General features: G+C 68.8%; 27 protein-coding genes and 1 pseudogene. 23 read left to right on the top strand and 5 right to left on the bottom strand.

All coding sequences use genetic code 11. The features are described 5' to 3' along the window. The first annotated feature begins 95 nt into the window (after window positions 1–95). From ACSSS0_RS05600 to tuf, 7 genes are all read left to right on the top strand, one after another. A complete protein-coding gene (locus tag ACSSS0_RS05600; RefSeq protein WP_435984938.1) occupies window positions 96–3992 on the top strand; it encodes a DNA-directed RNA polymerase subunit beta' in 3897 nt (1298 codons plus the stop codon). Between the two features lie 209 nt (window positions 3993–4201). Next, a complete protein-coding gene (dacB, locus tag ACSSS0_RS05595; protein WP_487230341.1) occupies window positions 4202–5764 on the top strand; it encodes a D-alanyl-D-alanine carboxypeptidase/D-alanyl-D-alanine endopeptidase in 1563 nt (520 codons plus the stop codon). A gap of 35 nt (window positions 5765–5799) precedes the next feature. Then, complete coding sequence (locus tag ACSSS0_RS05590; protein ID WP_487230340.1) at window positions 5800–6417, top strand: hypothetical protein; 618 nt, start codon at window positions 5800–5802, stop codon at window positions 6415–6417. Window positions 6418–6854: 437 nt separating this feature from the next. Next, window positions 6855–7229 carry a 30S ribosomal protein S12 gene (gene rpsL, locus ACSSS0_RS05585; protein WP_020143255.1) on the top strand — a complete coding sequence of 125 codons (375 nt, stop codon included), beginning with the start codon at window positions 6855–6857 and terminating at the stop codon, window positions 7227–7229. Then, window positions 7229–7699: a 30S ribosomal protein S7 gene (gene rpsG / locus ACSSS0_RS05580; RefSeq protein WP_056752779.1), complete on the top strand. Its 471-nt coding sequence runs from the start codon at window positions 7229–7231 to the stop codon at window positions 7697–7699. Before rpsL ends, rpsG begins: the two co-directional genes overlap by 1 nt. Window positions 7700–7831: 132 nt before the next feature. Further along, window positions 7832–9949: an elongation factor G gene (gene fusA / locus ACSSS0_RS05575; protein ID WP_435984941.1), complete on the top strand. Its 2118-nt coding sequence runs from the start codon at window positions 7832–7834 to the stop codon at window positions 9947–9949. Window positions 9950–10053: 104 nt separating this feature from the next. Next, window positions 10054–11250, top strand: coding sequence for an elongation factor Tu (tuf, locus tag ACSSS0_RS05570; protein WP_020143252.1), 1197 nt, complete (start codon window positions 10054–10056; stop codon window positions 11248–11250). Window positions 11251–11521: 271 nt separating this feature from the next. On the opposite strand, the gene ACSSS0_RS05565 is transcribed toward tuf, so the two are convergent. From ACSSS0_RS05565 to ACSSS0_RS05545, 5 genes and pseudogenes are all read right to left on the bottom strand, one after another. After that, window positions 11522–12349, bottom strand: coding sequence for a class I SAM-dependent methyltransferase (locus ACSSS0_RS05565; RefSeq protein WP_487230339.1), 828 nt, complete (start codon window positions 12347–12349; stop codon window positions 11522–11524). A 63-nt stretch (window positions 12350–12412) separates the two neighbouring features. After that, the gene (locus ACSSS0_RS05560) at window positions 12413–12904 is read right to left on the bottom strand and encodes a hypothetical protein (protein ID WP_487230338.1); all 492 of its coding nucleotides are present in this window, start codon (window positions 12902–12904) and stop codon (window positions 12413–12415) included. Further along, window positions 12901–13620, bottom strand: a complete 720-nt coding sequence (locus tag ACSSS0_RS05555) for a hypothetical protein (protein ID WP_487231233.1) — start codon at window positions 13618–13620, stop codon at window positions 12901–12903. Before ACSSS0_RS05555 ends, ACSSS0_RS05560 begins: the two co-directional genes overlap by 4 nt. Before the next feature lie 189 nt (window positions 13621–13809). After that, window positions 13810–14043 (bottom strand): annotated as a pseudogene (locus ACSSS0_RS05550) (WXG100 family type VII secretion target); the annotation flags it as partial. Window positions 14044–14160: 117 nt separating this feature from the next. Continuing rightward, window positions 14161–14910 (bottom strand): DUF2785 domain-containing protein, encoded by a 750-nt coding sequence (locus ACSSS0_RS05545; protein ID WP_487230337.1) that lies wholly within the window; start codon window positions 14908–14910, stop codon window positions 14161–14163. A gap of 121 nt (window positions 14911–15031) precedes the next feature. Here ACSSS0_RS05545 and ACSSS0_RS05540 point away from each other — a divergent pair, with 121 nt between their 5' ends. The 16 genes from ACSSS0_RS05540 to rplE all read left to right on the top strand — a co-directional run bounded on the left by ACSSS0_RS05540 (window position 15032) and on the right by rplE (window position 23961). Beyond that, a complete protein-coding gene (locus ACSSS0_RS05540; protein ID WP_487230336.1) occupies window positions 15032–16336 on the top strand; it encodes a M18 family aminopeptidase in 1305 nt (434 codons plus the stop codon). A gap of 127 nt (window positions 16337–16463) precedes the next feature. Next, window positions 16464–16862 (top strand): thiol-disulfide oxidoreductase DCC family protein, encoded by a 399-nt coding sequence (locus tag ACSSS0_RS05535; RefSeq protein ID WP_487230335.1) that lies wholly within the window; start codon window positions 16464–16466, stop codon window positions 16860–16862. A gap of 329 nt (window positions 16863–17191) precedes the next feature. Then, window positions 17192–17500, top strand: coding sequence for a 30S ribosomal protein S10 (gene rpsJ / locus ACSSS0_RS05530; protein WP_009775966.1), 309 nt, complete (start codon window positions 17192–17194; stop codon window positions 17498–17500). Between the two features lie 13 nt (window positions 17501–17513). Then, window positions 17514–18167 (top strand): 50S ribosomal protein L3, encoded by a 654-nt coding sequence (rplC, locus tag ACSSS0_RS05525; RefSeq protein WP_028785453.1) that lies wholly within the window; start codon window positions 17514–17516, stop codon window positions 18165–18167. Further along, window positions 18164–18799, top strand: a complete 636-nt coding sequence (gene rplD / locus ACSSS0_RS05520) for a 50S ribosomal protein L4 (RefSeq protein ID WP_487230334.1) — start codon at window positions 18164–18166, stop codon at window positions 18797–18799. The genes rplC and rplD overlap by 4 nt, the downstream gene beginning before the upstream one ends. Further along, the gene (rplW, locus tag ACSSS0_RS05515; protein ID WP_435984949.1) at window positions 18796–19095 is read left to right on the top strand and encodes a 50S ribosomal protein L23; all 300 of its coding nucleotides are present in this window, start codon (window positions 18796–18798) and stop codon (window positions 19093–19095) included. The genes rplD and rplW overlap by 4 nt, the downstream gene beginning before the upstream one ends. Window positions 19096–19123: 28 nt before the next feature. Next, window positions 19124–19960: a 50S ribosomal protein L2 gene (gene rplB / locus ACSSS0_RS05510; protein WP_026864142.1), complete on the top strand. Its 837-nt coding sequence runs from the start codon at window positions 19124–19126 to the stop codon at window positions 19958–19960. Between the two features lie 15 nt (window positions 19961–19975). Then, window positions 19976–20257, top strand: a complete 282-nt coding sequence (gene rpsS, locus ACSSS0_RS05505; RefSeq protein ID WP_020143240.1) for a 30S ribosomal protein S19 — start codon at window positions 19976–19978, stop codon at window positions 20255–20257. Window positions 20258–20283: 26 nt separating this feature from the next. Beyond that, window positions 20284–20652, top strand: coding sequence for a 50S ribosomal protein L22 (rplV, locus tag ACSSS0_RS05500; protein ID WP_020143239.1), 369 nt, complete (start codon window positions 20284–20286; stop codon window positions 20650–20652). Further along, entirely contained in the window at window positions 20652–21476 is an 825-nt protein-coding gene (gene rpsC, locus ACSSS0_RS05495; RefSeq protein WP_020143238.1) for a 30S ribosomal protein S3, read from the top strand. The genes rplV and rpsC overlap by 1 nt, the downstream gene beginning before the upstream one ends. Window positions 21477–21478: 2 nt before the next feature. After that, window positions 21479–21898 carry a 50S ribosomal protein L16 gene (gene rplP / locus ACSSS0_RS05490; RefSeq protein ID WP_020143237.1) on the top strand — a complete coding sequence of 140 codons (420 nt, stop codon included), beginning with the start codon at window positions 21479–21481 and terminating at the stop codon, window positions 21896–21898. Beyond that, on the top strand, window positions 21898–22284 hold the full coding sequence (gene rpmC, locus ACSSS0_RS05485; RefSeq protein WP_435984950.1) for a 50S ribosomal protein L29: 387 nt from the start codon (window positions 21898–21900) through the stop codon (window positions 22282–22284). Before rplP ends, rpmC begins: the two co-directional genes overlap by 1 nt. Beyond that, the gene (gene rpsQ, locus ACSSS0_RS05480) at window positions 22281–22571 is read left to right on the top strand and encodes a 30S ribosomal protein S17 (protein ID WP_020143235.1); all 291 of its coding nucleotides are present in this window, start codon (window positions 22281–22283) and stop codon (window positions 22569–22571) included. The genes rpmC and rpsQ overlap by 4 nt, the downstream gene beginning before the upstream one ends. Before the next feature lie 75 nt (window positions 22572–22646). Next, window positions 22647–23015 (top strand): 50S ribosomal protein L14, encoded by a 369-nt coding sequence (gene rplN / locus ACSSS0_RS05475; protein WP_020143234.1) that lies wholly within the window; start codon window positions 22647–22649, stop codon window positions 23013–23015. Between the two features lie 2 nt (window positions 23016–23017). After that, window positions 23018–23398 carry a 50S ribosomal protein L24 gene (gene rplX / locus ACSSS0_RS05470; protein ID WP_435984951.1) on the top strand — a complete coding sequence of 127 codons (381 nt, stop codon included), beginning with the start codon at window positions 23018–23020 and terminating at the stop codon, window positions 23396–23398. Window positions 23399–23400: 2 nt separating this feature from the next. After that, entirely contained in the window at window positions 23401–23961 is a 561-nt protein-coding gene (gene rplE / locus ACSSS0_RS05465) for a 50S ribosomal protein L5 (RefSeq protein WP_030194240.1), read from the top strand.

Raw genomic sequence — 23961 nt, 5'->3', positions numbered from 1 at the left:
GTATGCCGCTGAGCCCGCTCGGCGGCATACGCCCCCTCGTCAACGAACACCACTCAGACCAAAGACTTAACGAGAGTTACGAGAGAAGGAACCACGTGCTCGACGTCAACTTCTTCGACGAGCTGCGCATCGGCCTCGCCACCGCGGAATCCATCCGCCAGTGGAGCCACGGCGAGGTCAAGAAGCCCGAGACCATCAACTACCGCACGCTCAAGCCCGAGAAGGAGGGCCTGTTCTGCGAGCGCATCTTCGGCCCCACCCGGGACTGGGAGTGCAACTGCGGCAAGTACAAGCGTGTCCGCTTCAAGGGCATCATCTGTGAGCGCTGTGGCGTCGAGGTCACGCGCGCCAAGGTGCGCCGTGAGCGGATGGGCCACATCGAGCTCGCCGCCCCCGTCACCCACATCTGGTACTTCAAGGGTGTCCCGAGCCGCCTCGGCTACCTGCTCGACCTCGCCCCGAAGGACCTCGAGAAGGTCATCTACTTCGCGGCCTACATGATCACGTCCGTCGACGAGGACCAGCGTCACGCTGACCTGCCGTCGCTCGAGGCGCAGATCCAGGTCGAGAAGAAGGAGATCGAGAACCGCCGCGACGCCGACGTCGAGTCGCGCGCGCAGCTGCTCGAGCGCAACGTCGCCGAGCTCGAGGCCGAGGGTGCCAAGGCCGACGCGAAGCGCAAGGTCCGCGACCAGGCCGAGCGCGAGATGAACAACATCCGCAAGCGTGCCGACCAGCTGGTCGAGCGCCTCGAGCAGGTCTGGGACCGCTTCAAGAACCTCAAGGTCCAGGACCTCGAGGGCGACGAGATCCTCTACCGCGAGATGCGTGACCGCTTCGGTCTGTACTTCGAGGGCGGCATGGGCGCCGCGGCGATCCAGAAGCGCCTCGAGTCCTTCGACCTCGACGCCGAGGCGGATCTCCTCCAGGAGATCATCGCCACCGGCAAGGGCCAGAAGAAGACCCGCGCCATCAAGCGCCTCAAGGTCGTCAACGCTTTCCAGATGACGACGAACCACCCGTCGGGCATGGTCCTCGACGCGATCCCGGTCATCCCGCCGGACCTGCGCCCGATGGTGCAGCTCGACGGTGGCCGCTTCGCCACCTCGGACCTCAACGACCTCTACCGTCGCGTCATCAACCGCAACAACCGCCTGAAGCGCCTCCTCGACCTCGGTGCCCCCGAGATCATCGTCAACAACGAGAAGCGCATGCTCCAGGAGGCCGTCGACAGCCTCTTCGACAACGGCCGTCGTGGTCGCCCGGTCACGGGTCCCGGCAACCGTCCGCTCAAGTCGCTGTCCGACATGCTCAAGGGCAAGCAGGGTCGTTTCCGCCAGAACCTGCTCGGCAAGCGCGTCGACTACTCCGGCCGCTCGGTCATCGTCGTCGGCCCGCAGCTGAAGCTGCACCAGTGCGGTCTGCCCAAGCAGATGGCGCTCGAGCTGTTCAAGCCGTTCGTGATGAAGCGCCTGGTCGACCTCGACCACGCGCAGAACATCAAGTCGGCCAAGCGCATGGTCGAGCGTGCCCGCCCGGTCGTGTGGGACGTCCTCGAAGAGGTCATCACGGAGCACCCGGTGCTGCTCAACCGTGCACCCACGCTGCACCGTCTCGGCATCCAGGCGTTCGAGCCGCAGCTCGTCGAGGGCAAGGCCATCCAGATCCACCCGCTCGTCTGCTCGGCCTTCAACGCCGACTTCGATGGTGACCAGATGGCCGTCCACGTGCCGCTGTCGGCAGAGGCGCAGGCCGAGGCCCGCATCCTCATGCTGTCGAGCAACAACATCCTCAAGCCGGCTGACGGTCGTCCCGTGACCATGCCGACCCAGGACATGATCACCGGCATCTACCACCTGACCGACGCGGTCGACGGTGGCGGCATCGGTGCGGGTCGCGCGTTCTCGTCCCCCTCGGAGGCCCGCATGGCCTTCGACCGTGGCGAGATCCTGCTCGGCTCGGCGATCAAGCTGCGCCTGACGGACGCGGTGCCCCCGGCCGGCTTCGAGCTGCCCGAGGGTGTCGAGGCCGGCGAGGACGGCATCGTCAAGAGCATCACGCTCGAGACGACGCTCGGCCGCGCGATCTTCAACGACACGCTGCCGCTCGACTACCCGTTCGAGAACCGTCCGGTCGACCGCAAGCGTCTCTCGGCGATCGTCAACGACCTCGCGGAGCGCTACTCCAAGGTCCAGGTCGCCGCGTCCCTCGACGCCCTGAAGGAGGCCGGTTTCCACTGGTCGACCCGCTCGGGCTGCACCGTCGCCATCTCCGACGTCACGACGCCGGACAACAAGACGGCGATCCTCGAGGGCTACGAGACGAAGGCCGCCAAGGTCCAGACGCAGTACGAGCGCGGTCTCATCACCGACGACGAGCGTCGTCAGGAGCTCGTCGAGATCTGGACGCAGGCGTCCAACCAGGTCGCCAAGGAGATGGAGACCAACTTCCCGCGCACGAACCCCATCTACCGGATGGTGTCCTCGGGTGCTGGTGGTAACTGGTTCCAGATCCGTCAGATCGCCGGTATGCGTGGCCTCATGGCCAACCCGAAGGGCGAGATCATCCCGCGCCCGATCAAGGCGAACTTCCGTGAGGGCCTCACGGTGCTCGAGTTCTTCATCTCGACGCACGGTGCCCGTAAGGGTCTGGCCGACACGGCGCTGCGTACCGCCGACTCCGGCTACCTCACGCGTCGTCTCGTCGACGTGTCGCAGGACGTCATCATCCGTGAGGACGACTGCGGCACCGAGCGTGGCCTCAAGCTGCCGATCGCCCAGGTCAACGAGACCACGGGCACGCGTGCGCCGAGCGAGGTCGTCGAGGCCTCGGTCTACGCCCGCACCCTGGCCGAGGACGTCGTCGTCGACGGCCAGACGCTCGCGGTGGCTGGCATCGACCTCGGTGACGTCGTCATCGACGCGCTCTACGCGGCCGGTGTCGACGAGGTCCGGATCCGTTCGGTCCTCACCTGCGACAGCAAGGTCGGCACCTGTGCGGCCTGCTACGGCCGGTCGCTCGCGACGGGCAAGCTCGTCGACATCGGCGAGGCCGTCGGCATCATCGCGGCCCAGTCGATCGGTGAGCCCGGCACGCAGCTGACGATGCGTACCTTCCACACCGGTGGTGCGGCCGCGGCCGACGACATCACCCAGGGTCTGCCGCGTGTCGTCGAGCTCTTCGAGGCGCGTACGCCCAAGGGTGTCGCCCCGATCGCCGAGGCCACCGGCCGCGTCGAGATCGAGGACACCGACAAGGCGCGTCGCGTCCTGCTGACGCCCGACGACGGCTCCGAGCAGCACGCCTACCCGGTGAGCAAGCGTTCGCGCCTGCTCGTCGCCGACGGTGACCACGTGACCGTGGGTGACAAGCTCGTCCAGGGCGCGATCGACCCCAAGCAGGTCCTTCGCATCCTCGGCCCGCGTGCCGCCCAGAAGCACCTCGTCGACGAGGTGCAGCGGGTCTACCGTCAGCAGGGTGTGTCGATCCACGACAAGCACATCGAGGTCATCGTCCGACAGATGCTGCGTCGCGTGACGATCATCGAGGCCGGCGACGCCGACCTGCTGCCCGGCGAGCTCGCCGAGCGTGGTCGCTTCGAGGAGGAGAACCGCAAGGTCATGGCCGAAGGTGGCCGCCCGGCTGCCGGTCGTCCCGAGCTCATGGGCATCACCAAGGCCTCGCTCGCGACCGAGTCGTGGCTGTCGGCCGCGTCCTTCCAGGAGACGACCCGCGTGCTCACGCAGGCCGCCATGGAGGCCAAGTCCGACCCGCTGCTCGGCCTCAAGGAGAACGTCATCCTCGGAAAGCTCATCCCTGCCGGCACGGGCCTGCCCCGCTACCGGAACGTCAAGGTCGAGCCCACCGAGGAAGCCAAGGCCGCGATGTACTCGCTGCCGAACTACGACGCCTACGACTACGCAGGCTTCGGTTCGGGCACCGGCGAGGCCATCCGTCTCGACGACGAGGCTCTCGGTCTCGACCAGTTCTGACCGGTCCCGTCCGCCGCGTGAGCGGGGGGGGCGACGACCACCACGTATGCCGCTGGGCCGGCTCCCCGACCGGGGAGCCGGCCCTCGGCGCGTCCGGGGACGGACGTCTCGTCTCAACGCGCCTGAAACGGACAAATCGGACTAGTCTCCGGGGAACGGTGACAGTCCGGCGGCGCCAGGGTCGGCCGGCGACACCCCGGGAGGTCGTCATGCTCGGTGCTCCTCGCTCGCTCAAGGTCGTGCGCGGCTCGCGTGGCCCGCGCCACCGCCCCGTGCGCTGGCCCTTCCTCGTCGCGGTGGCCATGCTGGCCGTCGCGGCGCTCGTGGCCACGGCCCCACCGGGCTCCGGGGCCACGGTCTACTCCTCGCGGGACGCCGCCCTGCGCCGCGAGGTGGGCCGGCTCATGACCGACCCGAGCGTCACGGCCTCGACGGCGCACGTCGGGGTCGTCGTCGCCGACGCGTCCACCCGCGTGCCCGTCTACGTCCGCTACGCCAACACCCCGCTCGCCCCGGCGTCGACGCAGAAGACGTTCACCGCCGCGGCCGCGATGTACCACCTCGGCAGCGGCTACCGGTGGCGCACCGACGTCTACGCAGCCTCCGCCCCCGTCGGGGGAGTGGTCCCCGGGCGCCTCTACCTCAAGGGCACGGGCGACCCGACACTGCTCGAGCGCGACCTGACATCGCTGGTGAGCGCACTGCGGGCCAAGGGCGTCACCCGGGTCACGGGTGACGTCGTCGCCGACGCCTCCGCCTTCGACGAGGTGCGCTACAACCCCTACTGGTCCACGTCGTACGCGTCGAGCTACTACGCCGCGCAGGTGTCGGCCCTGACGCTGGCGCCCGACACCGACTACGACGCGGGCACCGTCATCGTCACCCCGACGCCCGGCACGAGCACCTCCAGCGCACCCCGGCTCACGGTGACGCCGGCGTCCGCGGCCTCGCACGTGCGACTCGTCAGCAGGGCGCGCACCTCCGCCACGGGGTCCACGACGACGATCGCGGTCACCAGGGCCTCGGGGACGAACACGCTGACCGTCACCGGTCAGGTGCCGCTCAAGCACTCGGCGGCCAGGAAGTGGGTGACGGTGAACGACCCGGCCCTCATGACCGCCCGGGCCCTGCGCGCCCGGCTCGTCGCGGCAGGCATCCGTGTCGACGGGACCGCGGTGCGCGGCACGACGCCGTCCTCCCGGGCGCTGCTCGCACGCCACACGTCGATGACCTTGGGGCAGCTGCTCGTGCCGTTCCTCAAGCTGAGCAACAACGGCCACGCCGAGGCCATCACGAAGACGCTCGGGTCCCGGTCGGGCCGTCCCGGCAGCTGGGCCGAGGGCACCACGGTGTTGCGCGACTACGCAGCCCGCGTCGGCATCCCCACCGCAGGCCTGCGGTTCGTCGACGGTTCGGGACTGGCCCGCGCCGACCGCCTGACCCCCAACCAGCTCGCGACCCTGCTCGACAAGCTCCAGCGCACCTCGTGGTGGCCCACCTTCCGCGCCGCGCTGCCGGTCGCGGGAACCGACCCGGTCCGGTGGACCGGTGGCACCCTGGCCAGCCGCATGCGGGGCACCGCGGCCGCCGGCAACCTGCGCGCGAAGAACGGGACGCTGACCGGCGTCACGTCGCTCGCGGGCTACGTCTCGGGCGCCGACGGCCGTCGCTACGTCTTCGTCATGATGAGCACGTACTCCGCCACCTCGCCGCGGCCGGTCGAGGACCGTCTCGGGGTGCTCCTCGCGCGCTGGCGCATGACCAACCGCTGACCCGCGGGACCCGCTGCCTCGGTAGGGTGGTCAGCATGACCGAGCCCACGGCCGACGTGCCGAACGCGCCCGAGCCCGCCGACCACACGCCGGCCGAGCCCTCCGCCGGCGCGCCTGCCGCCGAGCCCACCGACGAGCCGACGGACCGCGACGCCGAGGAGGCCGACAGCGGTCCGGCGCCGACGATCATCGTGCTCACCGAGGAGGCCCTCAAGCCGGTCGACGTCGACAAGATCATCGGGCTGCACGAGGACGACGCGCCGACCTACCGTGTCCTCGTCCCCGCCGACACCGAGCGCAACCTGCTCAGCTCCTTCCTCAACCACCTCAGCCTCTTCGAGATGCGGGAGGCCCTCGAGTCCCTGCGTCCCGTCGACCGGGGCGAGGCGCACGCCGACGCCGGCACCGCGCTGTCGACGACGCTGGCCGAGTTCGAGAGCCACGACGTCGTCGCGACCGGCGAGATCACGTCCGACGACCCCATGCCGACGCTCGTCGAGGAGGTGGCCCGTCTCGGCGCCCGCGAGGTCGTCGTCGTCACCGAGCCGCACGCGGTCGAGGACACCTTCCACACCGACTGGGCCTCGCGGGCCCGCGAGACGCTCGGCGTGCCCGTGCTGCACATGTATGCCGGTGACTGGCGCCTGGGCTGACCGGTCCCGGTCCCGTTCCAAGGCCCCCGGAGACCCCGGCTCTCCCGAGCCGGCCACCCGCCGCGGTGGGCCGAACGGGGTGCCCGCCGGACGGCATACCGCATCGGCCCCATGGGGCCCGGTCTAACCGATTTGGTCGGCGTGCCGCGCCCCGGTACGCTTGAACACTGTGTCTGAGGCACGCTCTCAGGCATGCGCGATGACGGCCTCGGTGCCCTGTCCGCCCGCTCACCGCGGACGTGACATCACTGCGGTCCAGAGCACACCTTTCGCCGGGCAACCCTTCCCACCGACTGCCTCCCGGCAGCCGCGAAGCAGGGGAGTGCAGGGGGAAGTACCGGTTCCGACACACCCGACCTCGGGGGTCGAGGGGCCGAACAGTCAAGGAGCCGTCCGCCAGGACGACTGACCACGAGCAACGTTATGGAGTAACCAGGTTGCCTACCATCAACCAGCTGGTCCGCAAGGGCCGCCAGGACAAGGCCAGCAAGGCCAAGACCCCGGCGCTCAAGGGCTCGCCCCAGCGCCGCGGTGTGTGCACCCGCGTGTACACCACCACCCCCAAGAAGCCGAACTCTGCCCTCCGCAAGGTCGCCCGCGTGCGCCTCAGCTCGGGCATCGAGGTCACGGCCTACATCCCCGGCGTCGGCCACAACCTGCAGGAGCACTCGATCGTGCTCGTGCGCGGTGGTCGTGTGAAGGACCTCCCGGGTGTGCGTTACAAGATCGTCCGCGGCACGCTCGACACCCAGGGTGTCAAGAACCGCAAGCAGGCTCGTAGCCGTTACGGCGCGAAGAAGGAGAAGAGCTGATGCCTCGTAAGGGACCCGCTCCGAAGCGCCCGCTCGTCGTCGACCCGGTCTACCAGAGCCCGCTCGTCACGCAGCTCGTCAACAAGATCCTCCTCGACGGCAAGAAGTCGATCGCCGAGATGATCGTCTACGGCGCCCTCGAGGGCTGCCGCCAGAAGACCGGCACCGACCCCGTCGCCACGCTCAAGCGTGCGCTCGACAACGTCAAGCCGGCCATGGAGGTCAAGAGCCGTCGCGTCGGTGGCGCGACCTACCAGGTGCCGATCGAGGTCAAGCCGAACCGCTCGACCACGCTCGCCCTGCGCTGGCTCGTCGGCTACTCGCGGCAGCGTCGCGAGAAGACGATGACCGAGCGCCTCATGAACGAGATCCTCGACGCGAGCAACGGCCTCGGTGCCGCTGTCAAGCGCCGCGAGGACACGCACAAGATGGCCGAGTCCAACAAGGCCTTCGCGCACTACCGCTGGTGACCCAGCGGTCCGGTCGGTATGCCGGGGAGCTCGCTCCACGGCATACCGCCGGGCACGCGCCCGCCCGTCGCACGACGCGGCCCACGGCGCCCACGATTTTCACTCCACGACGAATGAGACGAGAAACCTGACGTGGCACTCGACGTCCTGACGGACCTCAAGAAGGTCCGCAACATCGGCATCATGGCGCACATCGACGCTGGCAAGACCACGGTGACGGAGCGCATCCTCTTCTACACCGGTGTCAACCACAAGATCGGTGAGACCCACGACGGTGCGTCGACGACCGACTGGATGGAGCAGGAGAAGGAGCGCGGCATCACGATCACGTCTGCCGCCGTGACCTCCTTCTGGGAAGGCACCCAGGTCAACATCATCGACACCCCCGGGCACGTCGACTTCACGGTCGAGGTCGAGCGCTCGCTGCGCGTCCTCGACGGTGCCGTCGCGGTGTTCGACGGCAAGGAGGGTGTCGAGCCGCAGTCCGAGACGGTGTGGCGCCAGGCGGACAAGTACGACGTCCCCCGCATCTGCTTCGTCAACAAGATGGACAAGCTCGGCGCCGACTTCTACTTCACCGTGCAGACGATCAAGGACCGCCTCGGTGCGGAGCCGCTCGTCATGCAGCTGCCGATCGGTGCCGAGAACGACTTCCTCGGTGTCATCGACCTCATCTACATGCGTGCCCTCGTGTGGCCCGGCGACGCCAAGGGCGACGTGACGATGGGGGCGAAGTACGAGATCGCCGAGATCCCGGCCGACCTCCAGGCGAAGGCCGAGGAGTACCGCATGGCTCTCGTCGAGCGTGTCGCCGAGGCGGACGACGACCTCATGGAGAAGTACCTCGGTGGCGAGGAGCTGACCGAGGACGAGCTCAAGGCCGGCATCCGCAAGCTCACCGTGAACTCCGAGGTCTACCCGGTGTTCTGTGGCTCCGCGTTCAAGAACCGCGGTGTGCAGCCGATGCTCGACGCCGTCGTCGACTACCTCCCGTCGCCGCTCGACGTGCCCCCGATGATCGGCCACAAGCCGGGCAACGAGGAGGTCGAGCTGACGCGTGCTCCGAGCACCGAGGCGCCGTTCTCGGCCCTCGCCTTCAAGGTCGCCACGCACCCGTTCTTCGGCACGCTGACCTTCATCCGCGTCTACTCGGGCCACATCAGCTCGGGCACGAGCGTCATCAACTCGACCAAGGGCCGCAAGGAGCGCATCGGGAAGCTCTTCCAGATGCACGCCAACAAGGAGAACCCCGTCGAGGAGGCCATGGCCGGCCACATCTACGCGGCCATCGGCCTCAAGGACACGACGACCGGTGACACCCTGTCGGACATCAACGACCAGATCGTGCTCGAGTCGATGACCTTCCCCGACCCGGTGATCCAGGTCGCCATCGAGCCCAAGACGAAGGGCGACCAGGAGAAGCTCGGCACGGCCATCCAGAAGCTCTCGGCCGAGGACCCGACCTTCCAGGTCCACCACGACGAGGACACCGGCCAGACGATCATCGCCGGCATGGGCGAGCTGCACCTCGACATCCTCGTCGACCGCATGAAGCGCGAGTTCAAGGTCGAGGCCAACGTCGGCAAGCCGCAGGTGGCCTACCGCGAGACGATCCGTCGTCCCGTCCTCAAGTACGACTACACGCACAAGAAGCAGACCGGTGGCTCGGGCCAGTTCGCCAAGGTCCAGGTCAGCTTCGAGCCGCTGGGCGAGACCGAGGACGGCTCGATGTACGAGTTCGTCAACGGTGTCACCGGTGGTCGCGTGCCGCGTGAGTACATCCCGTCGGTCGACGCCGGTATCCAGGACGCGATGCAGTACGGCGTGCTCGCCGGCTACCCGCTCGTGGGCATCAAGGCGACGCTCAACGACGGCGCGTACCACGACGTCGACTCCTCGGAGATGGCGTTCAAGATCGCCGGCTCGATGGTCCTCAAGGAGGCCATCCGCAAGGCTGACCCGGTCCTGCTCGAGCCGATGATGGCCGTCGAGGTCCGTACGCCCGAGGACTACATGGGCGAGGTCATCGGCGACATCAACTCCCGCCGTGGCCAGATCCAGGGCATGGAGGACATCAGCGGCGCCAAGGTCGTCAAGGGCCTCGTCCCGCTGTCCGAGATGTTCGGCTACGTCGGCGACCTGCGCTCCAAGACGCAGGGTCGCGCGAGCTTCTCCATGGAGTTCGACTCCTACGCAGAGGTCCCCAAGGCCGTTGCCGAGGAGATCATCAAGAAGACCCGCGGGGAGTGACTGCGGGACATCCCGTAGTCTCTTCCATCGGAAACCACCCCAACAGCGCCACGTCCTGCCCTGGTCGTACGGCGTAACACGAGATAGTCCTGAGGAGGACCACAGTGGCGAAGGCAAAGTTCGAGCGGACCAAGCCGCACGTCAACATCGGCACCATCGGTCACATTGACCACGGCAAGACGACGCTGACGGCTGCGATTTCCAAGGTTCTGCACGACAAGTACCCCGACCTGAACCCCCAGTTCGCGTTCGAGGACATCGACAAGGCTCCCGAGGAGCGCCAGCGCGGTATCACGATCTCGATCGCGCACATCGAGTACCAGACGGAGGGTCGTCACTACGCCCACGTCGACTGCCCGGGCCACGCTGACTACGTGAAGAACATGATCACGGGTGCGGCTCAGATGGACGGCGCGATCCTCGTGGTCGCCGCCACCGACGGCCCCATGCCGCAGACGAAGGAGCACGTCCTCCTGGCCCGCCAGGTCGGCGTCCCCTACATCGTCGTGGCGCTCAACAAGGCCGACATGGTCGACGACGAGGAGATCCTCGAGCTCGTCGAGATGGAGGTCCGTGAGCTCCTGTCGCAGTACGAGTTCCCGGGCGACGACCTTCCGGTCGTGCAGGTCTCGGCGCTCAAGGCGCTCGAGGGCGACGAGAAGTGGGGCCAGTCGGTCCTCGACCTCATGGACGCCGTCGACAACTCCATCCCGGAGCCCGAGCGCGACGTCGACAAGCCGTTCCTCATGCCCGTCGAGGACGTCTTCACGATCACCGGTCGTGGCACCGTCGTCACCGGTCGTATCGAGCGCGGCATCCTCAAGGTCAACGAGGAGATCGAGATCGTCGGCATCCACACCGGTCCGCCGGCCAAGACGACCGTCACGGGCGTCGAGATGTTCCGCAAGCTCCTCGACGAGGGTCGCGCCGGCGAGAACGTCGGTCTGCTCCTTCGTGGCACGAAGCGCGAGGACGTCGAGCGCGGGCAGGTCATCTGCAAGCCGGGCTCGATCACCCCGCACACGGACTTCGAGGCTCAGGTCTACATCCTCTCGAAGGACGAGGGCGGCCGTCACACGCCGTTCTACGACAACTACCGTCCGCAGTTCTACTTCCGTACGACGGATGTGACGGGTGTCGTGCACCTGCCCGAGGGCACCGAGATGGTCATGCCCGGCGACAACACCGACATGACGGTCGAGCTCATCCAGCCGATCGCCATGGAGGACGGCCTCAAGTTCGCCATCCGTGAGGGTGGCCGCACGGTCGGCGCCGGTCGCGTCACGAAGATCATCAAGTGATCTGACGCTGCACCTGCAGCACCAGCTTCACCTGCAGTTCCGGTAGGGCCCGTTCCGCTTCGGCGGTGCGGGCCCTTCCGCGTCCCTGCGCAACGTCGCTCGCTGATGGTGGCGATCGTCGCAAGACGCTCGAGGCGGCGCGCGGCCTGGAGCGTCGGCGGCCACTTCCGGCGTCCCTTTGCTTGCGTATGCCGTATGCCGTATGCCGTATGCCGTATGCCGTATGCCGTATGCCGATGCCGCTCGTGCCGTCGTGCGCCACGCTCCTTCGTCAGCGGCAGGTGCCGGTGGTGTAGCGGACCTGTTGGGTGAGATGCAGCTGGTCGTCGTCGCCCCGGTCCGGCTCGAGGGCCGACTCGATCCGGGTGAGGACCTCGGGCATCTCGTCGTCGGGGACGGCGGCCCAGAGCTGGCGCAGGCCGAGGGTCATCGTCCAGGCGCGCCAGGCCTCGCCGTCGGGGAGGGCGACCTCGAGGGGCTCGTCGTGGCTGTCCACGTCGGTGGCGCCCGCGGCATCGAGGAGGGCGGCCATGGTGTCGGTGGTGGCGAAGGGGCCCGTCCGGCCGGTGGTGCGGGCGTCGAGGACCTGGGGTGGGGCATACGGAAGCAGGACGGCCTCGGCGGCGGCCCAGGCGGCGTCGGTGGGGCCGAAGGTGGACAGGCCGAGGCGGCCCCCCGGGCGCAGCAAGGAGATCCATCCCGCGAGGGTCTGCGCCGGTTGGGGGTCGAAGAAGAGCACGAGCGAGGCGGTCAGCGCGTCGAAGGTGCCGGCCGGCAGGGTGTCCGGCGACGCCTCGCCGACGACGACGTCGATGCGGGCTCCGCGTGTCTCGGCCTCGTCCCGCAGGTGGATGGCCATGGCGGGGGAGAGGTCGACGGCGGTGACGTGCCCCGTCGGCCCGACGGCGTCGACGAGTGGGAAGGTCGCTGCTCCCCGTCCGGCGCCGACGTCGAGGGCCCGGTCACCCGGCTGCGGCGCGGTGAGCTCGACGAGCCTGGTGCCGATCGGGCCGAACCACGGCACGCCGCCCCGGTCGTAGCCGGGGGCGAGCTGGTAGAAGAGTGCGGCGACACCGGCGCGGCGCTGGGAGGGGTCCATGGCCCGATGGTCCTCCTGCAGCGGCCGAAGCGGCAGGGGAGCGAGCTGTCGGGTGTGGCGGGCCTACTGGCCGAGGGCGACGAGGACGACGGTGTCGGAGTCGGCGGCGAGGTAGGCCTTGGCGCGGAAGGAGCCCTGGGCGAAGAGCGCGTCGAGCGACGTGGACCGCAGGAGCTGTCCGGAGGGCAGGGCGGAGCGGACCCCGTCCTCGACGTCGGGGGTCTCGGTGGTCGGCTCGGGGGAGGCGGCCCGGAGGGCGGCCGCGGTCTCGGGGGTGACCTCGACGACGGCGTCGATCCAGTACGTCGACGGCCCGGGAGCCTCGCCGCCGAGCGTCCCCGACATCCACGTCGCGGAGACGGGCTGTCCCAGCGCGCTGAAGCGCTTGGTCAGCGGCTCGAGGTCGGTGCGCACGTCGCCGGTGCCGGTCTTGGTCGCGCTGCTCACGGTGCTCCTCGTGCGGTCGGTGGTCGGAGCGGGGTCGGTGCTGCACCCCGCGGTCAGGGTGAGGGTCAGGGCGGCCGCAAGCGCGGCCGCGGCGGGGCGGGTGCTCATCGGCTGCTCCCTCGTTCGTCGGCTCGGTCCTCACGACCCAGGCCGGGGGTGCGCTCGACATCGCCCGGACCCACGTCGATGCTCGGCGGCGGTGAGCCGACCGGCCACGTGATCGTACGCGTGACGTCGCCGCTCGACGGGAAGGGCTTGGCCCACCCGATCTCGGTGAAGCGGCCGTTCTCGTTGTCGCCGGCGCCGCTCGCGATGTCCGCCTGGTCGGGGTTGAAGTTGTAGTAGTCCTCGGCGTGCACGGTGACCTGCATCGAGACCTGGCCGTTCTCGACGGTGACGTCGGCGCTGCTCCACTGCTGGTAGCCGCCGATCGTCTTCTGCCAGTTCTCGGTCGTCGGGTAGGCCGTCGCCGGGTGTGCGTCCCCGGTCATGCTGAAGTGCGAGTTGCCGTTGCGCACCATCTCGTCGACGGCCGCGGCGGTGCGGGCCACCTCGGAGTTGACGTTGGCCGCGATGGACGGGTCCTCCTTGAAACCCTCCTCGTAGTCGAAGCGCACGGGCTCGCCGTTGTTGTCCCAGTAGTGGGCGTACATCGCCGTCGCGTCGTCGAGGTCGGACTTGACCAGGCGTCCGCCCTCGAGCTTGGCCATCCACTCGAGCTTGGCGATGTGGTCGCGCCAGTTCGAGTCCTTGGAGTCGTACTCGAAGCCCTCGTCCCACTCGATGTCGGGCTTCTTCGGCTCCCCGAAGTCGTAGCCGTCCACGGGCCCGCCCGTGCCGGTGGTCGCCGGTGGTGGGGGACTCGTCGGTGTCGGGGCCGGTCCCGGGGAGGGGGAGGGCGTGGGTCCGAACGACATCGGGACGCCCGTGCCGAGCGGGCCTCCGCCTCCGGCGCCACCCGATCCACCTGTGCCGCCGGCCTGCCCGCTGGCCCCACGCTGCCGCGCGGCGTTCTCGCGCAGCTTTGCGCCGAGACCGTGCAGGGCGCGTTCCAGTGCGTCGATGCTCGGTGCCGACGACCGCCAGTCACCACGGAAGGAGTCGAAGTCCCTTCCGCCCCAAGCAGTTCCGAGTGCGCCGAACGCGTGGTCGACGGCATTGCGTGCCGCACGGCACTCACCGGCGAAGCGGTCGAGCTGGCCCGCGCTGCGATCGAGAGCGTCCGGATCAGCGCCCTTCCTGTACACGACCACGGCTGATGCCCTCCCCGAGCTGTCGGTGTCCGCGGCGGCCGAGGGGTGGCCGCCCCCCAAACCCTAGGCAGGGTGGGCGTGCTCGGCCAATGGGGAGCACTCCCCGTCGTCTCAGGTCGTCCTCGGCCGCCAGAACCAGGGCGTCACCTCGGCGAGGAGCCCGGCCACCTCGCGCCGGACGAGATCCTCGTGGGCCACGGCGACCGGCTGCCCGCCGCGGAGGACCTGCTCGCCGAGCGCCACGTGGAGCGAGCGCAGCGTCCGCATGGTGTTGCTCGCCTCGGCGGGCACCGGACCCGGAGAGCCCGCGGCGAACATCGCGCGAACGTGGTCGAGCCAGCCGACCGACGTGGCCTCGTCGACGTCGTCGCGGGTCAGCACGAGGGCGAGCGCGCAGGCGAGCCGGTCGTCCTCCTGGTCGCGCCACACGAACGTCGTCGGCGCGACGAGGCGACGCCCCAGGGCCTCGAGCAGGGCCGCGGCGTCGCCGACCCCGGCGGCGCCGCACTCACCGAAGAAGTCGGCGCCGTGCGCGACCGCGTGCACCCACCCGAGCGCAGGGTCGTGCCCCCGAAGGTCCTGCTCGGTGACGTACCAGCGGGTCACGGCCTCCACCCAGCCCGGCTCGTAGTCCCCGGCCGAGACGAGCGAGGCGAGGACGAGAGGCGCGAAGGCGCGCGCCTCGACCCGCTCGTGAGCCAGCCGCACGAGCATCTCCGAGGCGAGCCACGCGCGGTCGTCGGCGCCGAGGTCACCCTCGCGCACGCGGCGCGCCAGGGCGGCATACGCCCCTTCGTCCCGCACGGCGGGGTCGGGGGAGGCGAGGTCGTCGACGAGCGAGCGGAGCACGGTGTCGGGCATGCGAGCGATCCTGCCAGTCCCTCCTGCCGGGGAGCCGCTCGGCCACCGACGGTGGCCTGCGTCGCGCCGGACCTCGGCCCGACCGGTGCGGCCGACAGGTCGGCGGATAGGGTCGGGAGCCATGGCGCACACGTTCGACACCGACACCGAAGCCCAGGGGCTCATCGACTACGTCGACGCCTCGCCGACGCCGTTCCACGCGTGCGAGCAGGCCGCCGAGCGACTCGTCGCGGAGGGCTTCACCGAGGTCGTCGAGACCGAGCCGTGGCCGACCGAGCCCGGTCGGCACTACCTCGTGCGCGGTGGGTCGCTCATCGCCTGGGACACGATCGGCGCGCACGGCGCCGGTGCCGGGCCCGCTGCGGGCTTCCGCGTCGTCGGAGCGCACACCGACAGTCCCAACCTGCGCATCAAGCCCAACCCCGACCACACGCGGGCCGGCTGGCAGATGCTCGGCATCGAGCCCTATGGCGGCCTCATCCTCAGCTCGTGGCTCGACCGCGACCTCGGGCTCGCCGGCCGGGTCGCCGTGCGCGGCGCCGCGGGAGTCGAGGCGCGCACCTTCCACGGGCGCGACGCCCTGCTGCGGGTGGCGCAGCTCGCGATCCACCTCGACCGCACCCAGAACGACGCGCTCACGCTCAACAAGCAGGCCCACATGGAGCCGCTCTGGGGGGTCGGCGACGAGCCCGGCGACTTCGTCGGCTACCTCGCGGAGCAGGTCGGGGTCGACCGCGAGGACGTCCTGTCGTGGGACGTCATGACCCATCCGGTGCAGCCGTCCACGCGCCTCGGCCGGGCGCGCGAGCTCATCGCCGCCCCGCGCCTCGACAACCTCGCGACGTCGTATGCCGGCGTGCGGGCCCTGCTCGACGCCGTGGCCACCGAGCCCGCCCACGTGCCCGTCCTCGTGCTCTTCGACCACGAGGAGATCGGCAGCACCTCCGAGCGCGGAGCCACCTCGACGCTGCTGCCCTCGGTGCTCGAGCGCATCGTCACGGCCGGCGGCGGCACCCGGGACGACTACTGGCGAGCCCTCGCGGCCACGGTCATCGCGTCCGGGGACATGGGTCACGCCACCCACCCCAACTACGCCGACCGCCACGAGCCGATGCACCAGATCCGCGTCAACGGCGGCCCCGTGCTCAAGGTCAACACCAACCTGCGCTACGCGACGGACTCCGTCGGCGCGGCGGCGTTCCGACTCGCCTGCGAGCAGGCCGGGGTCCCCATGCAGACCTTCGTCACCCGCAGCGACCTGCCGTGCGGGTCGACGGTCGGCCCCGTGACGTCGTCCCTGACCGGCGCCACCACCGTGGACTTCGGCGCGGCCGCGCTGTCGATGCACAGCACGCGCGAGCTGATGGGCGCCGAGGACCCGGCGATGTATGCCGGAGCGCTGAGCGCCTTCCTCGCCCCGGCCTGAGCGGCCGGCGGGGGAGCGCGCCACCCGCGCAGGGGAAGCTTCGCCGGTGCCCGTGCGCACTAACAGACGTCCTCGGTCGGAGGCGACGAGGTGCGGGACGGCGCTCGCGGGGTGCGATGATCACCGGGTGGAGACCACGCTCGTCGTGCCGGACCGGCCAACCCTCGTCTACGACGCCGACTGCGGGTTCTGCACGCGCAGTGTGCAGTTCATCAAGCGGTGGGTCGACCGGCGGGACCGCTACGACGTGCATCCCTGGCAGTCGCTCGACCTCGCGGCCGTGGGTCTCACCCCGCAGGACTGCGACGAGGCGGCCCAGTTCATCACCGCCGACGGCAGCATCCGCTCGGGTCATCGCGCCATCGCGAGCGCGGCGACGCACGGCGCCCCGGCCTGGCGACCCGCCGGCCACCTCCTCATGGCACCCGGCGTCTCGTGGGTGGCCGCGAAGGCGTACCGCTGGGTGGCCGAGCACCGCCAGCATCTGCCGGGCGGCACCGCCGCCTGCGCCCGTCCTCTCCACTGACGACGCGCCACGTGCACGGCCCTGCGGTGGCGTGCCGGCCCGATTTGATAGTGCGGTGCGCGCTCTGGCACACTGTTCAGGTTGCTTGACGCGCGTCGCTGACCCATGTCGGTGCCGCCGCCCCTTGAGAGCCTCCTGACGGGGACTCGCCCGGACTCCTCTCGGAGGCCCGAGGGAAGCGCAAGTTACCCGGTTCGGCCGGGCAATCCACACGAAAGTGGCACTCAGGTGCGCACCTTTCACCGCGAAGCGGGCGCGACACGCCCGACCTCGGGGGTCGGATGGCCAAGGGAACCGGTAGTCAGAAGCGAGAGAGAGACGTTCATCAGATGGCGGGACAGAAGATCCGCATCCGGCTGAAGTCGTACGACCACGAGGTCATCGACAACTCGGCCCGGAAGATCGTTGACACAGTGACGCGCGCCGGCGCGACCGTGGTGGGACCCGTCCCGCTGCCGACGGAGAAGAACGTCTTCGTCGTGATCCGGTCGCCGCACAAGTACAAGGACAGCCGCGAGCACTTCGAGATGCGCACGCACAAGCGCCTCATCGACATCATCGACCCGACGCCCAAGGCCGTCGACTCGCTGATGCGTCTCGACCTGCCGGCGGACGTCAACATCGAGATCAAGCTCTGAGGCGGTTGTAGAGATGACTGTTGCTCAGAAGAACGTCAAGGGCGTGCTCGGCGAGAAGCTCGGCATGACCCAGGTGTGGGACGCAGACAACAAGCTCGTCCCCGTGACCGTGGTCAAGGCCGGCCCCTGCGTCGTGACGCAGGTGCGTGCCGACGAGACCGACGGCTACTCCGCGGTCCAGATCGCCTTCGGTGCGATCGACCCCCGCAAGGTGAACAAGCCGATGAGCGGCCACTTCGAGAAGGCCGGCGTCACGCCGCGCCGTCACCTCGTCGAGCTCCGCACGGCCGACGCCGCCGACTACGAGCTCGGCCAGGAGATCACGGCCGAGTCCTTCGAGGCCGGCCAGCGCGTCGACGCGACGGGCACGACCAAGGGCAAGGGCTTCGCCGGTGTCATGAAGCGTCACGGCTTCCACGGCGTCAGCTCCTCGCACGGTGCGCACCGCAACCACCGCAAGCCGGGCTCCATCGGCGGCTGCTCGACCCCGGGCCGTGTCTTCAAGGGCATGCGCATGGCCGGTCGCATGGGTGGCGTTCGCCAGACGACCCAGAACCTCCAGATCCACGCCGTTGACGCCGAGAAGGGCCTCCTGCTCATCAAGGGTGCCGTCCCCGGCCCCCGCGGTGGCATCGTCCTGATCCGCACGGCTGCGAAGGGTGCATGATCCACATGGCCACGAAGACCCCCAAGCTTCCCGCTGACATCTTCGACGTCCAGACCAACGTCCCGCTGATCCACCAGGTCGTGGTGGCACAGCTCGCGGCCGCTCGTCAGGGCACGCACTCGACGAAGACCCGCGGCGAGGTCCGCGGCGGTGGGCGCAAGCCCTACCGCCAGAAGGGCACCGGTCGCGCCCGTCAGGGCTCGACCCGCGCCCCGCAGTTCGCCGGCGGTGGCGTCGTCCACGGCCCGCAGCCGCGTGACTACTCCCAGCGCACCCCGAAGAAGATGAAGGCCGCCGCCCTGCGCGGAGCCCTCTCCGACCGGGCCCGCTTCGACCGCATCCACGTCGTCGACTCCATCGTCTCGGGCGACCTGCCCTCGGCGAAGGACGCCGCCGCGCTGCTCGCCGGTCTGACCGAGCGCCCCAACCTTCTCGTCGTGCTCGAGCGCGGTGACGAGGTGGCGTTCAAGTCGGTCCGCAACCTGCAGAACGTCCACGTGCTGGTCGCCGACCAGCTCAACACGTACGACGTCCTGTGCGCCGACGACATCGTCTTCACCCAGGCCGCCCTCGACGCGTTCGTCGCCGGTCCCGTGAAGGCTGACAAGGCCGACAAGGAGGCCACCAAGTGAGCATCCACGCCAAGGACCCCCGCGACATCCTGATCGCGCCGGTCGTCTCCGAGAAGTCGTACGGTCTCCTCGACGAGGGCAAGTACACCTTCATCGTCGACCCCCGTGCGAACAAGACGGAGATCAAGATCGCCATCGAGCAGATCTTCAACGTCAAGGTCGACAAGGTCCACACCCTGAACCGTCAGGGCAAGACCCGTCGCACCCGATTCGGCCTCGGCAAGCGCAAGGACACCAAGCGTGCGATCGTCTCCCTCCGCGAGGGAACGATCGACATCTTCGGTGCGGGCGCCTGAGATCGACGAAGAATAAGGACACACGAACATGGGTATCCGTAAGTACAAGCCGACCACGCCGGGCCGTCGTGGCTCGTCGGTCGCCGACTTCGTCGAGATCACGCGTTCCACCCCGGAGAAGTCGCTCGTCCGCCCCCTGTCGAAGACGGGTGGCCGCAACAACGCGGGCCGCATCACCACGCGTCACATCGGTGGCGGCCACAAGCGTGCCTACCGCGTCATCGACTTCCGTCGCCACGACAAGGACGGCGTGCCGGCCAAGGTCGCTCACATCGAGTACGACCCCAACCGCACCGCGCGCATCGCGCTCGTCCAGTACGCCGACGGCGAGAAGCGCTACATCCTGGCTCCGAACAAGCTGAAGCAGGGCGACCCGATCGAGAACGGCCCCGCGGCCGACATCAAGCCGGGCAACTCGCTTCCGCTGCGCAACATCCCGGTGGGTACGGTCGTCCACGCGATCGAGCTCAAGCCCGGTGGTGGCGCGAAGATCGCCCGCTCCGCGGGTGCTCGCGTGCAGCTCGTCGCCAAGGACGGCCCCTACGCCCAGCTGCGTATGCCGTCCGGTGAGATCCGCAACGTCGACGCGCGCTGCCGCGCGACCGTCGGCGAGGTGGGCAACGCCGAGCAGAGCAACATCAACTGGGGCAAGGCCGGCCGCATGCGGTGGAAGGGCAAGCGCCCGACCGTCCGTGGTGTCGCCATGAACCCGGTCGACCACCCGCACGGTGGTGGTGAGGGCAAGACGTCCGGTGGACGTCACCCCGTCAGCCCGTGGGGTCAGGCCGAGGGCCGGACCCGCAAGGGACACAAGGAAAGCGACAAGCTCATCGTTCGTCGCCGCCGTACTGGCAAGAAGCGCTGATAAGGAGCCTTTGGAATGCCTCGTAGCCTGAAGAAGGGCCCCTTCATCGACGACCACCTTCAGAAGAAGGTGGACGCCCAGAACGAAGCGGGCACCAAGAACGTCATCAAGACCTGGTCGCGCCGTTCGGTCATCAGCCCGGACATGCTAAGCCACACCTTCGCCGTCCACGACGGCCGCAAGCACGTCCCGGTGTTCGTCACCGAGTCGATGGTCGGCCACAAGCTCGGCGAGTTCGCACCGACCCGCACGTTCAAGGGTCACGTGAAGGACGACAAGAAGGGTCGTCGTCGCTGATGGCCACCGAATCCAAGGAAGAAGTCATGGAAGCCAAGGCTTCGGCGCGGCACGTCCGTGTCAGCCCGCAGAAGGCTCGCCGTGTCGTGGACCTGATCCGCGGCAAGGCCGCCACCGACGCCGTCACGGTGCTCACCTTCGCTCCGCAGTCGGCCTCCGAGCCGGTCAAGAAGGTGCTCGAGAGCGCCATCGCCAACGCCCGCGTCAAGGCTGACCGCGAGTCGGTCGCCTTCGACGAGCGCAACCTGGTCATCACGGCCGCGTTCGTGGACGAGGGCCCGACGATGAAGCGATTCCGGCCGCGCGCCCAGGGCCGCGCCGGTCGCATCAACAAGCGCACGAGCCACATCACCGTGGTCGTCACGCAGCCGGAGAACACGAAGGGAGCCCGCTGATGGGTCAGAAGGTCAACCCGCACGGCTTCCGTCTGGGCATCACCACCGACCACAAGAGCCGCTGGTTCGCAGACTCGACGAAGTCGGGTCAGCGCTACCGCGACTACGTCAAGGAAGATGTCTCGATCCGTCGCCTGATGGAGAAGGGCATGGAGCGCGCCGGCATCGCATCGGTCGAGATCGAGCGCACCCGTGACCGCGTCCGCGTGGACATCCACACCGCCCGCCCCGGCATCGTCATCGGTCGCCGCGGCGCCGAGGCCGACCGCATCCGCGGCGAGCTCGAGAAGCTCACGGGCAAGCAGGTCCAGCTCAACATCCTCGAGGTCAAGAACCCCGAGATCGTGTCCCAGCTGGTCGCCCAGGGCATCGCCGAGCAGCTCTCGGCCCGTGTCGCGTTCCGTCGCGCCATGCGCAAGGGCATGCAGTCCGCCCAGCGCGCCGGTGCCAAGGGCATCCGCGTGCAGGTCTCCGGCCGCCTCAACGGCGCCGAGATGAGCCGCACCGAGTTCTACCGCGAGGGCCGCGTCCCGCTGCACACCCTGCGTGCGCAGATCGACTACGGCTTCTACGAGGCCCGCACCACGTTCGGCCGCATCGGCGTCAAGGTGTGGATCTACAAGGGCGACATGACGGCCAAGGAGCTCGCTGCCCAGCAGGCCGCCGCTCCGCGCCCGTCGCGTGGCCCGCGTCGTGACGGCGGTGACCGTCCGAACCGCGCCCGTCGTGGTGACCGCAACGAGACCGCCGCTGCTCCGGCAGTGAACGAGACCGCTGCTGCCGAGGCCCCCGCCGCGGCCAGCACCGAGAATGAGCAGGCCTGACCATGTTGATTCCCCGTCGAGTCAAGCACCGCAAGCAGCACCACCCGAACCGCCACGGTGCGGCCAAGGGTGGTACGACGATCGCGTTCGGTGACTACGGCATCCAGGCTCTCGAGCCGGCCTACGTGACCAACCGTCAGATCGAGTCCGCTCGTATCGCGATGACCCGCTACATGAAGCGTGGCGGCAAGGTGTGGATCAACATCTACCCCGACCGTCCGCTCACCAAGAAGCCCGCCGAGACCCGCATGGGTTCCGGTAAGGGTTCGCCGGAGTGGTGGATCGCCAACGTCAAGCCGGGTCGCGTCATGTTCGAGATCTCGGGCGTGGCAGAGCCGGTGGCGCGTGAGGCCATGCGCCTCGCGATGCACAAGCTCCCCATGAAGTGCCGCTTCGTTCAGCGTGAGGGTGGTGACATCTGATGGCAGTCGGAACCAAGGACCTGGCTCCCGAGCAGCTGCGTGGTCTGGACGACACGAAGCTGGCGGACGAGCTGAAGAAGGCCAAGGAAGAACTGTTCAACCTGCGTTTCCAGTCGGCCACCGGTCAGCTGGACAACCACGGCCGTCTGCGCGCCGTCAAGAAGGACATCGCGCGCATCTACACCGAGATGCGTGAGCGCGAGCTCGGCATCGGCTCGGCCCCCGCCGCCCCCAAGGCGCCGGAGAAGGCCGAGAAGGTCGAGAAGAAGGCTGCCAAGGCCGACAAGAAGGCCGACAAGGCCGACAAGGCTGACAAGCCCGAGAAGGCTGACAAGGCCGAGAAGAAGGCCAAGAAGGCTGACAAGGCGCAGGAGGCTGACGCATGAGCGAGCAGGAGAAGGTCGTGAGCGACCAGGCGAGTGAGCGCAACTACCGCAAGACCCGTCAGGGCTACGTGGTGAGCGACAAGATGGACAAGACCGTCGTCGTCGAGGTCGAGGACCGCGTCAAGCACGCGCTCTACAGCAAGGTCATCCGCCGCACCAGCAAGGTCAAGGCGCACGACGAGCAGAACGAGGCCGGCGTGGGCGACCGCGTGCTCATCATGGAGACGCGTCCGCTCTCCGCGACGAAGCACTGGCGCATTGTCGAGATCCTCGAGAAGGCCAAGTAAGCCACCCCCCATTTCCGTTCGGCAAGGCTCATCCGGGCAACCGGTGAGAACCAGCACGACGACAGGAGTTAGACAGTGATTCAGCAGGAGTCGCGGCTGCGCGTCGCCGACAACACCGGTGCCAAGGAAATCCTTTGCATCCGTGTTCTCGGCGGCTCGGGCCGTCGCTACGCCGGCATCGGCGACACCATCGTCGCCACCGTCAAGGACGCGATCCCTGGCGGCAACGTGAAGAAGGGTGACGTCGTCAAGGCCGTCATCGTCCGCACCGTCAAGGAGCGTCGCCGCGCCGACGGTTCCTACATCAAGTTCGACGAGAACGCTGCGGTGATCCTCAAGGCCGACGGTGACCCCCGTGGTACCCGCATCTTCGGCCCGGTGGGCCGCGAGCTGCGCGAGAAGAAGTTCATGAAGATCATCTCTCTCGCGCCGGAGGTGCTGTGAGCATGGCGAAGAACACCATCACCAAGATGAAGATCAAGAAGGGTGACCTCGTCCAGGTCATCTCGGGCCGCAGCCAGAAGAACGGCGGCGACCGGGGCAAGCAGGGCAAGGTCATCGCGGTCTACCCCGAGACCCAGCGTGTGCTGGTCGAGGGCATCAACCGCGTCACCAAGCACGTCAAGGCCGGCGCGACCGCCCGTGGCACGCGCACCGGTGGCCTGACGCACACCGAGGCTGCGATCCACGTGAGCAACGTCGCGATCGTCGACCCCGAGTCGAAGAAGCCGACCCGCGTCAAGACGCGTGTCGAGACCGTCGAGCGCAATGGCCGTCAGAAGGCGGCCCGCGTCCGTGTCGCGGTCAAGTCGGACAAGGACCTCTGAGAATGACTGAGACCAGCACCAAGCCGCGCCTTCAGCAGCGCTACCAGGACGAGATCAAGAGCTCGATGCTCGAGCAGTTCGGCTACGCCAACGTCATGCAGGTTCCCGGCGTCGTCAAGGTCGTCGTCAACATGGGTGTCGGTGACGCGGCGAAGGACAGCAAGCTCATCGAGGGTGCCGTCCGCGACCTCACCGCCATCACGGGCCAGAAGCCGGTCGTGACGAAGGCTCGCAAGTCGATCGCCCAGTTCAAGCTGCGTGAGGGCATGCCCATCGGCGCCCACACGACGCTCCGCGGTGACCGCATGTGGGAGTTCCTCGACCGTCTCGTCACGATCGCCCTCCCGCGCATCCGTGACTTCCGTGGCCTCTCGCCGAAGCAGTTCGACGGCAACGGCAACTACACGTTCGGCCTGACCGAGCAGTCGATGTTCCACGAGATCGACCAGGACCGGATCGACCGCGTGCGAGGCATGGACATCACCGTGGTCACCACGGCGACCAACGATGACGAGGGTCGCGCGCTGCTCAAGCAGCTCGGCTTCCCCTTCAAGGAGAACTGA

This window comes from Terrabacter sp. R4-6 (assembly GCF_057529065.1).
This window is presented reverse-complemented; position numbering and strand designations above follow the sequence as displayed.

Excerpts from the sequence above, each read along its gene's own strand:
- ACSSS0_RS05590 (WP_487230340.1), top strand. The coding sequence starts at position 5,800 with ATGACCGAGCCCACGGCCGACGTGCCGAACGCGCCCGAGCCCGCCGAC.
- ACSSS0_RS05565 (WP_487230339.1), bottom strand. The coding sequence starts at position 12,349 with ATGGACCCCTCCCAGCGCCGCGCCGGTGTCGCCGCACTCTTCTACCAG.
- ACSSS0_RS05545 (WP_487230337.1), bottom strand. The coding sequence starts at position 14,910 with ATGCCCGACACCGTGCTCCGCTCGCTCGTCGACGACCTCGCCTCCCCC.
- rplD (WP_487230334.1), top strand. The coding sequence starts at position 18,164 with ATGATCCACATGGCCACGAAGACCCCCAAGCTTCCCGCTGACATCTTC.
- rplC (WP_028785453.1), top strand. The coding sequence starts at position 17,514 with ATGACTGTTGCTCAGAAGAACGTCAAGGGCGTGCTCGGCGAGAAGCTC.
- rpsJ (WP_009775966.1), top strand. The coding sequence starts at position 17,192 with ATGGCGGGACAGAAGATCCGCATCCGGCTGAAGTCGTACGACCACGAG.
- rpsS (WP_020143240.1), top strand. The coding sequence starts at position 19,976 with ATGCCTCGTAGCCTGAAGAAGGGCCCCTTCATCGACGACCACCTTCAG.
- ACSSS0_RS05560 (WP_487230338.1), bottom strand. The coding sequence starts at position 12,904 with ATGAGCACCCGCCCCGCCGCGGCCGCGCTTGCGGCCGCCCTGACCCTC.
- rplP (WP_020143237.1), top strand. The coding sequence starts at position 21,479 with ATGTTGATTCCCCGTCGAGTCAAGCACCGCAAGCAGCACCACCCGAAC.
- ACSSS0_RS05540 (WP_487230336.1), top strand. The coding sequence starts at position 15,032 with ATGGCGCACACGTTCGACACCGACACCGAAGCCCAGGGGCTCATCGAC.
- rplX (WP_435984951.1), top strand. The coding sequence starts at position 23,018 with ATGGCGAAGAACACCATCACCAAGATGAAGATCAAGAAGGGTGACCTC.
- rpsQ (WP_020143235.1), top strand. The coding sequence starts at position 22,281 with ATGAGCGAGCAGGAGAAGGTCGTGAGCGACCAGGCGAGTGAGCGCAAC.
- dacB (WP_487230341.1), top strand. The coding sequence starts at position 4,202 with ATGCTCGGTGCTCCTCGCTCGCTCAAGGTCGTGCGCGGCTCGCGTGGC.
- rpsC (WP_020143238.1), top strand. The coding sequence starts at position 20,652 with ATGGGTCAGAAGGTCAACCCGCACGGCTTCCGTCTGGGCATCACCACC.
- rpmC (WP_435984950.1), top strand. The coding sequence starts at position 21,898 with ATGGCAGTCGGAACCAAGGACCTGGCTCCCGAGCAGCTGCGTGGTCTG.
- rpsG (WP_056752779.1), top strand. The coding sequence starts at position 7,229 with ATGCCTCGTAAGGGACCCGCTCCGAAGCGCCCGCTCGTCGTCGACCCG.
- rplB (WP_026864142.1), top strand. The coding sequence starts at position 19,124 with ATGGGTATCCGTAAGTACAAGCCGACCACGCCGGGCCGTCGTGGCTCG.
- rplE (WP_030194240.1), top strand. The coding sequence starts at position 23,401 with ATGACTGAGACCAGCACCAAGCCGCGCCTTCAGCAGCGCTACCAGGAC.
- rplV (WP_020143239.1), top strand. The coding sequence starts at position 20,284 with ATGGAAGCCAAGGCTTCGGCGCGGCACGTCCGTGTCAGCCCGCAGAAG.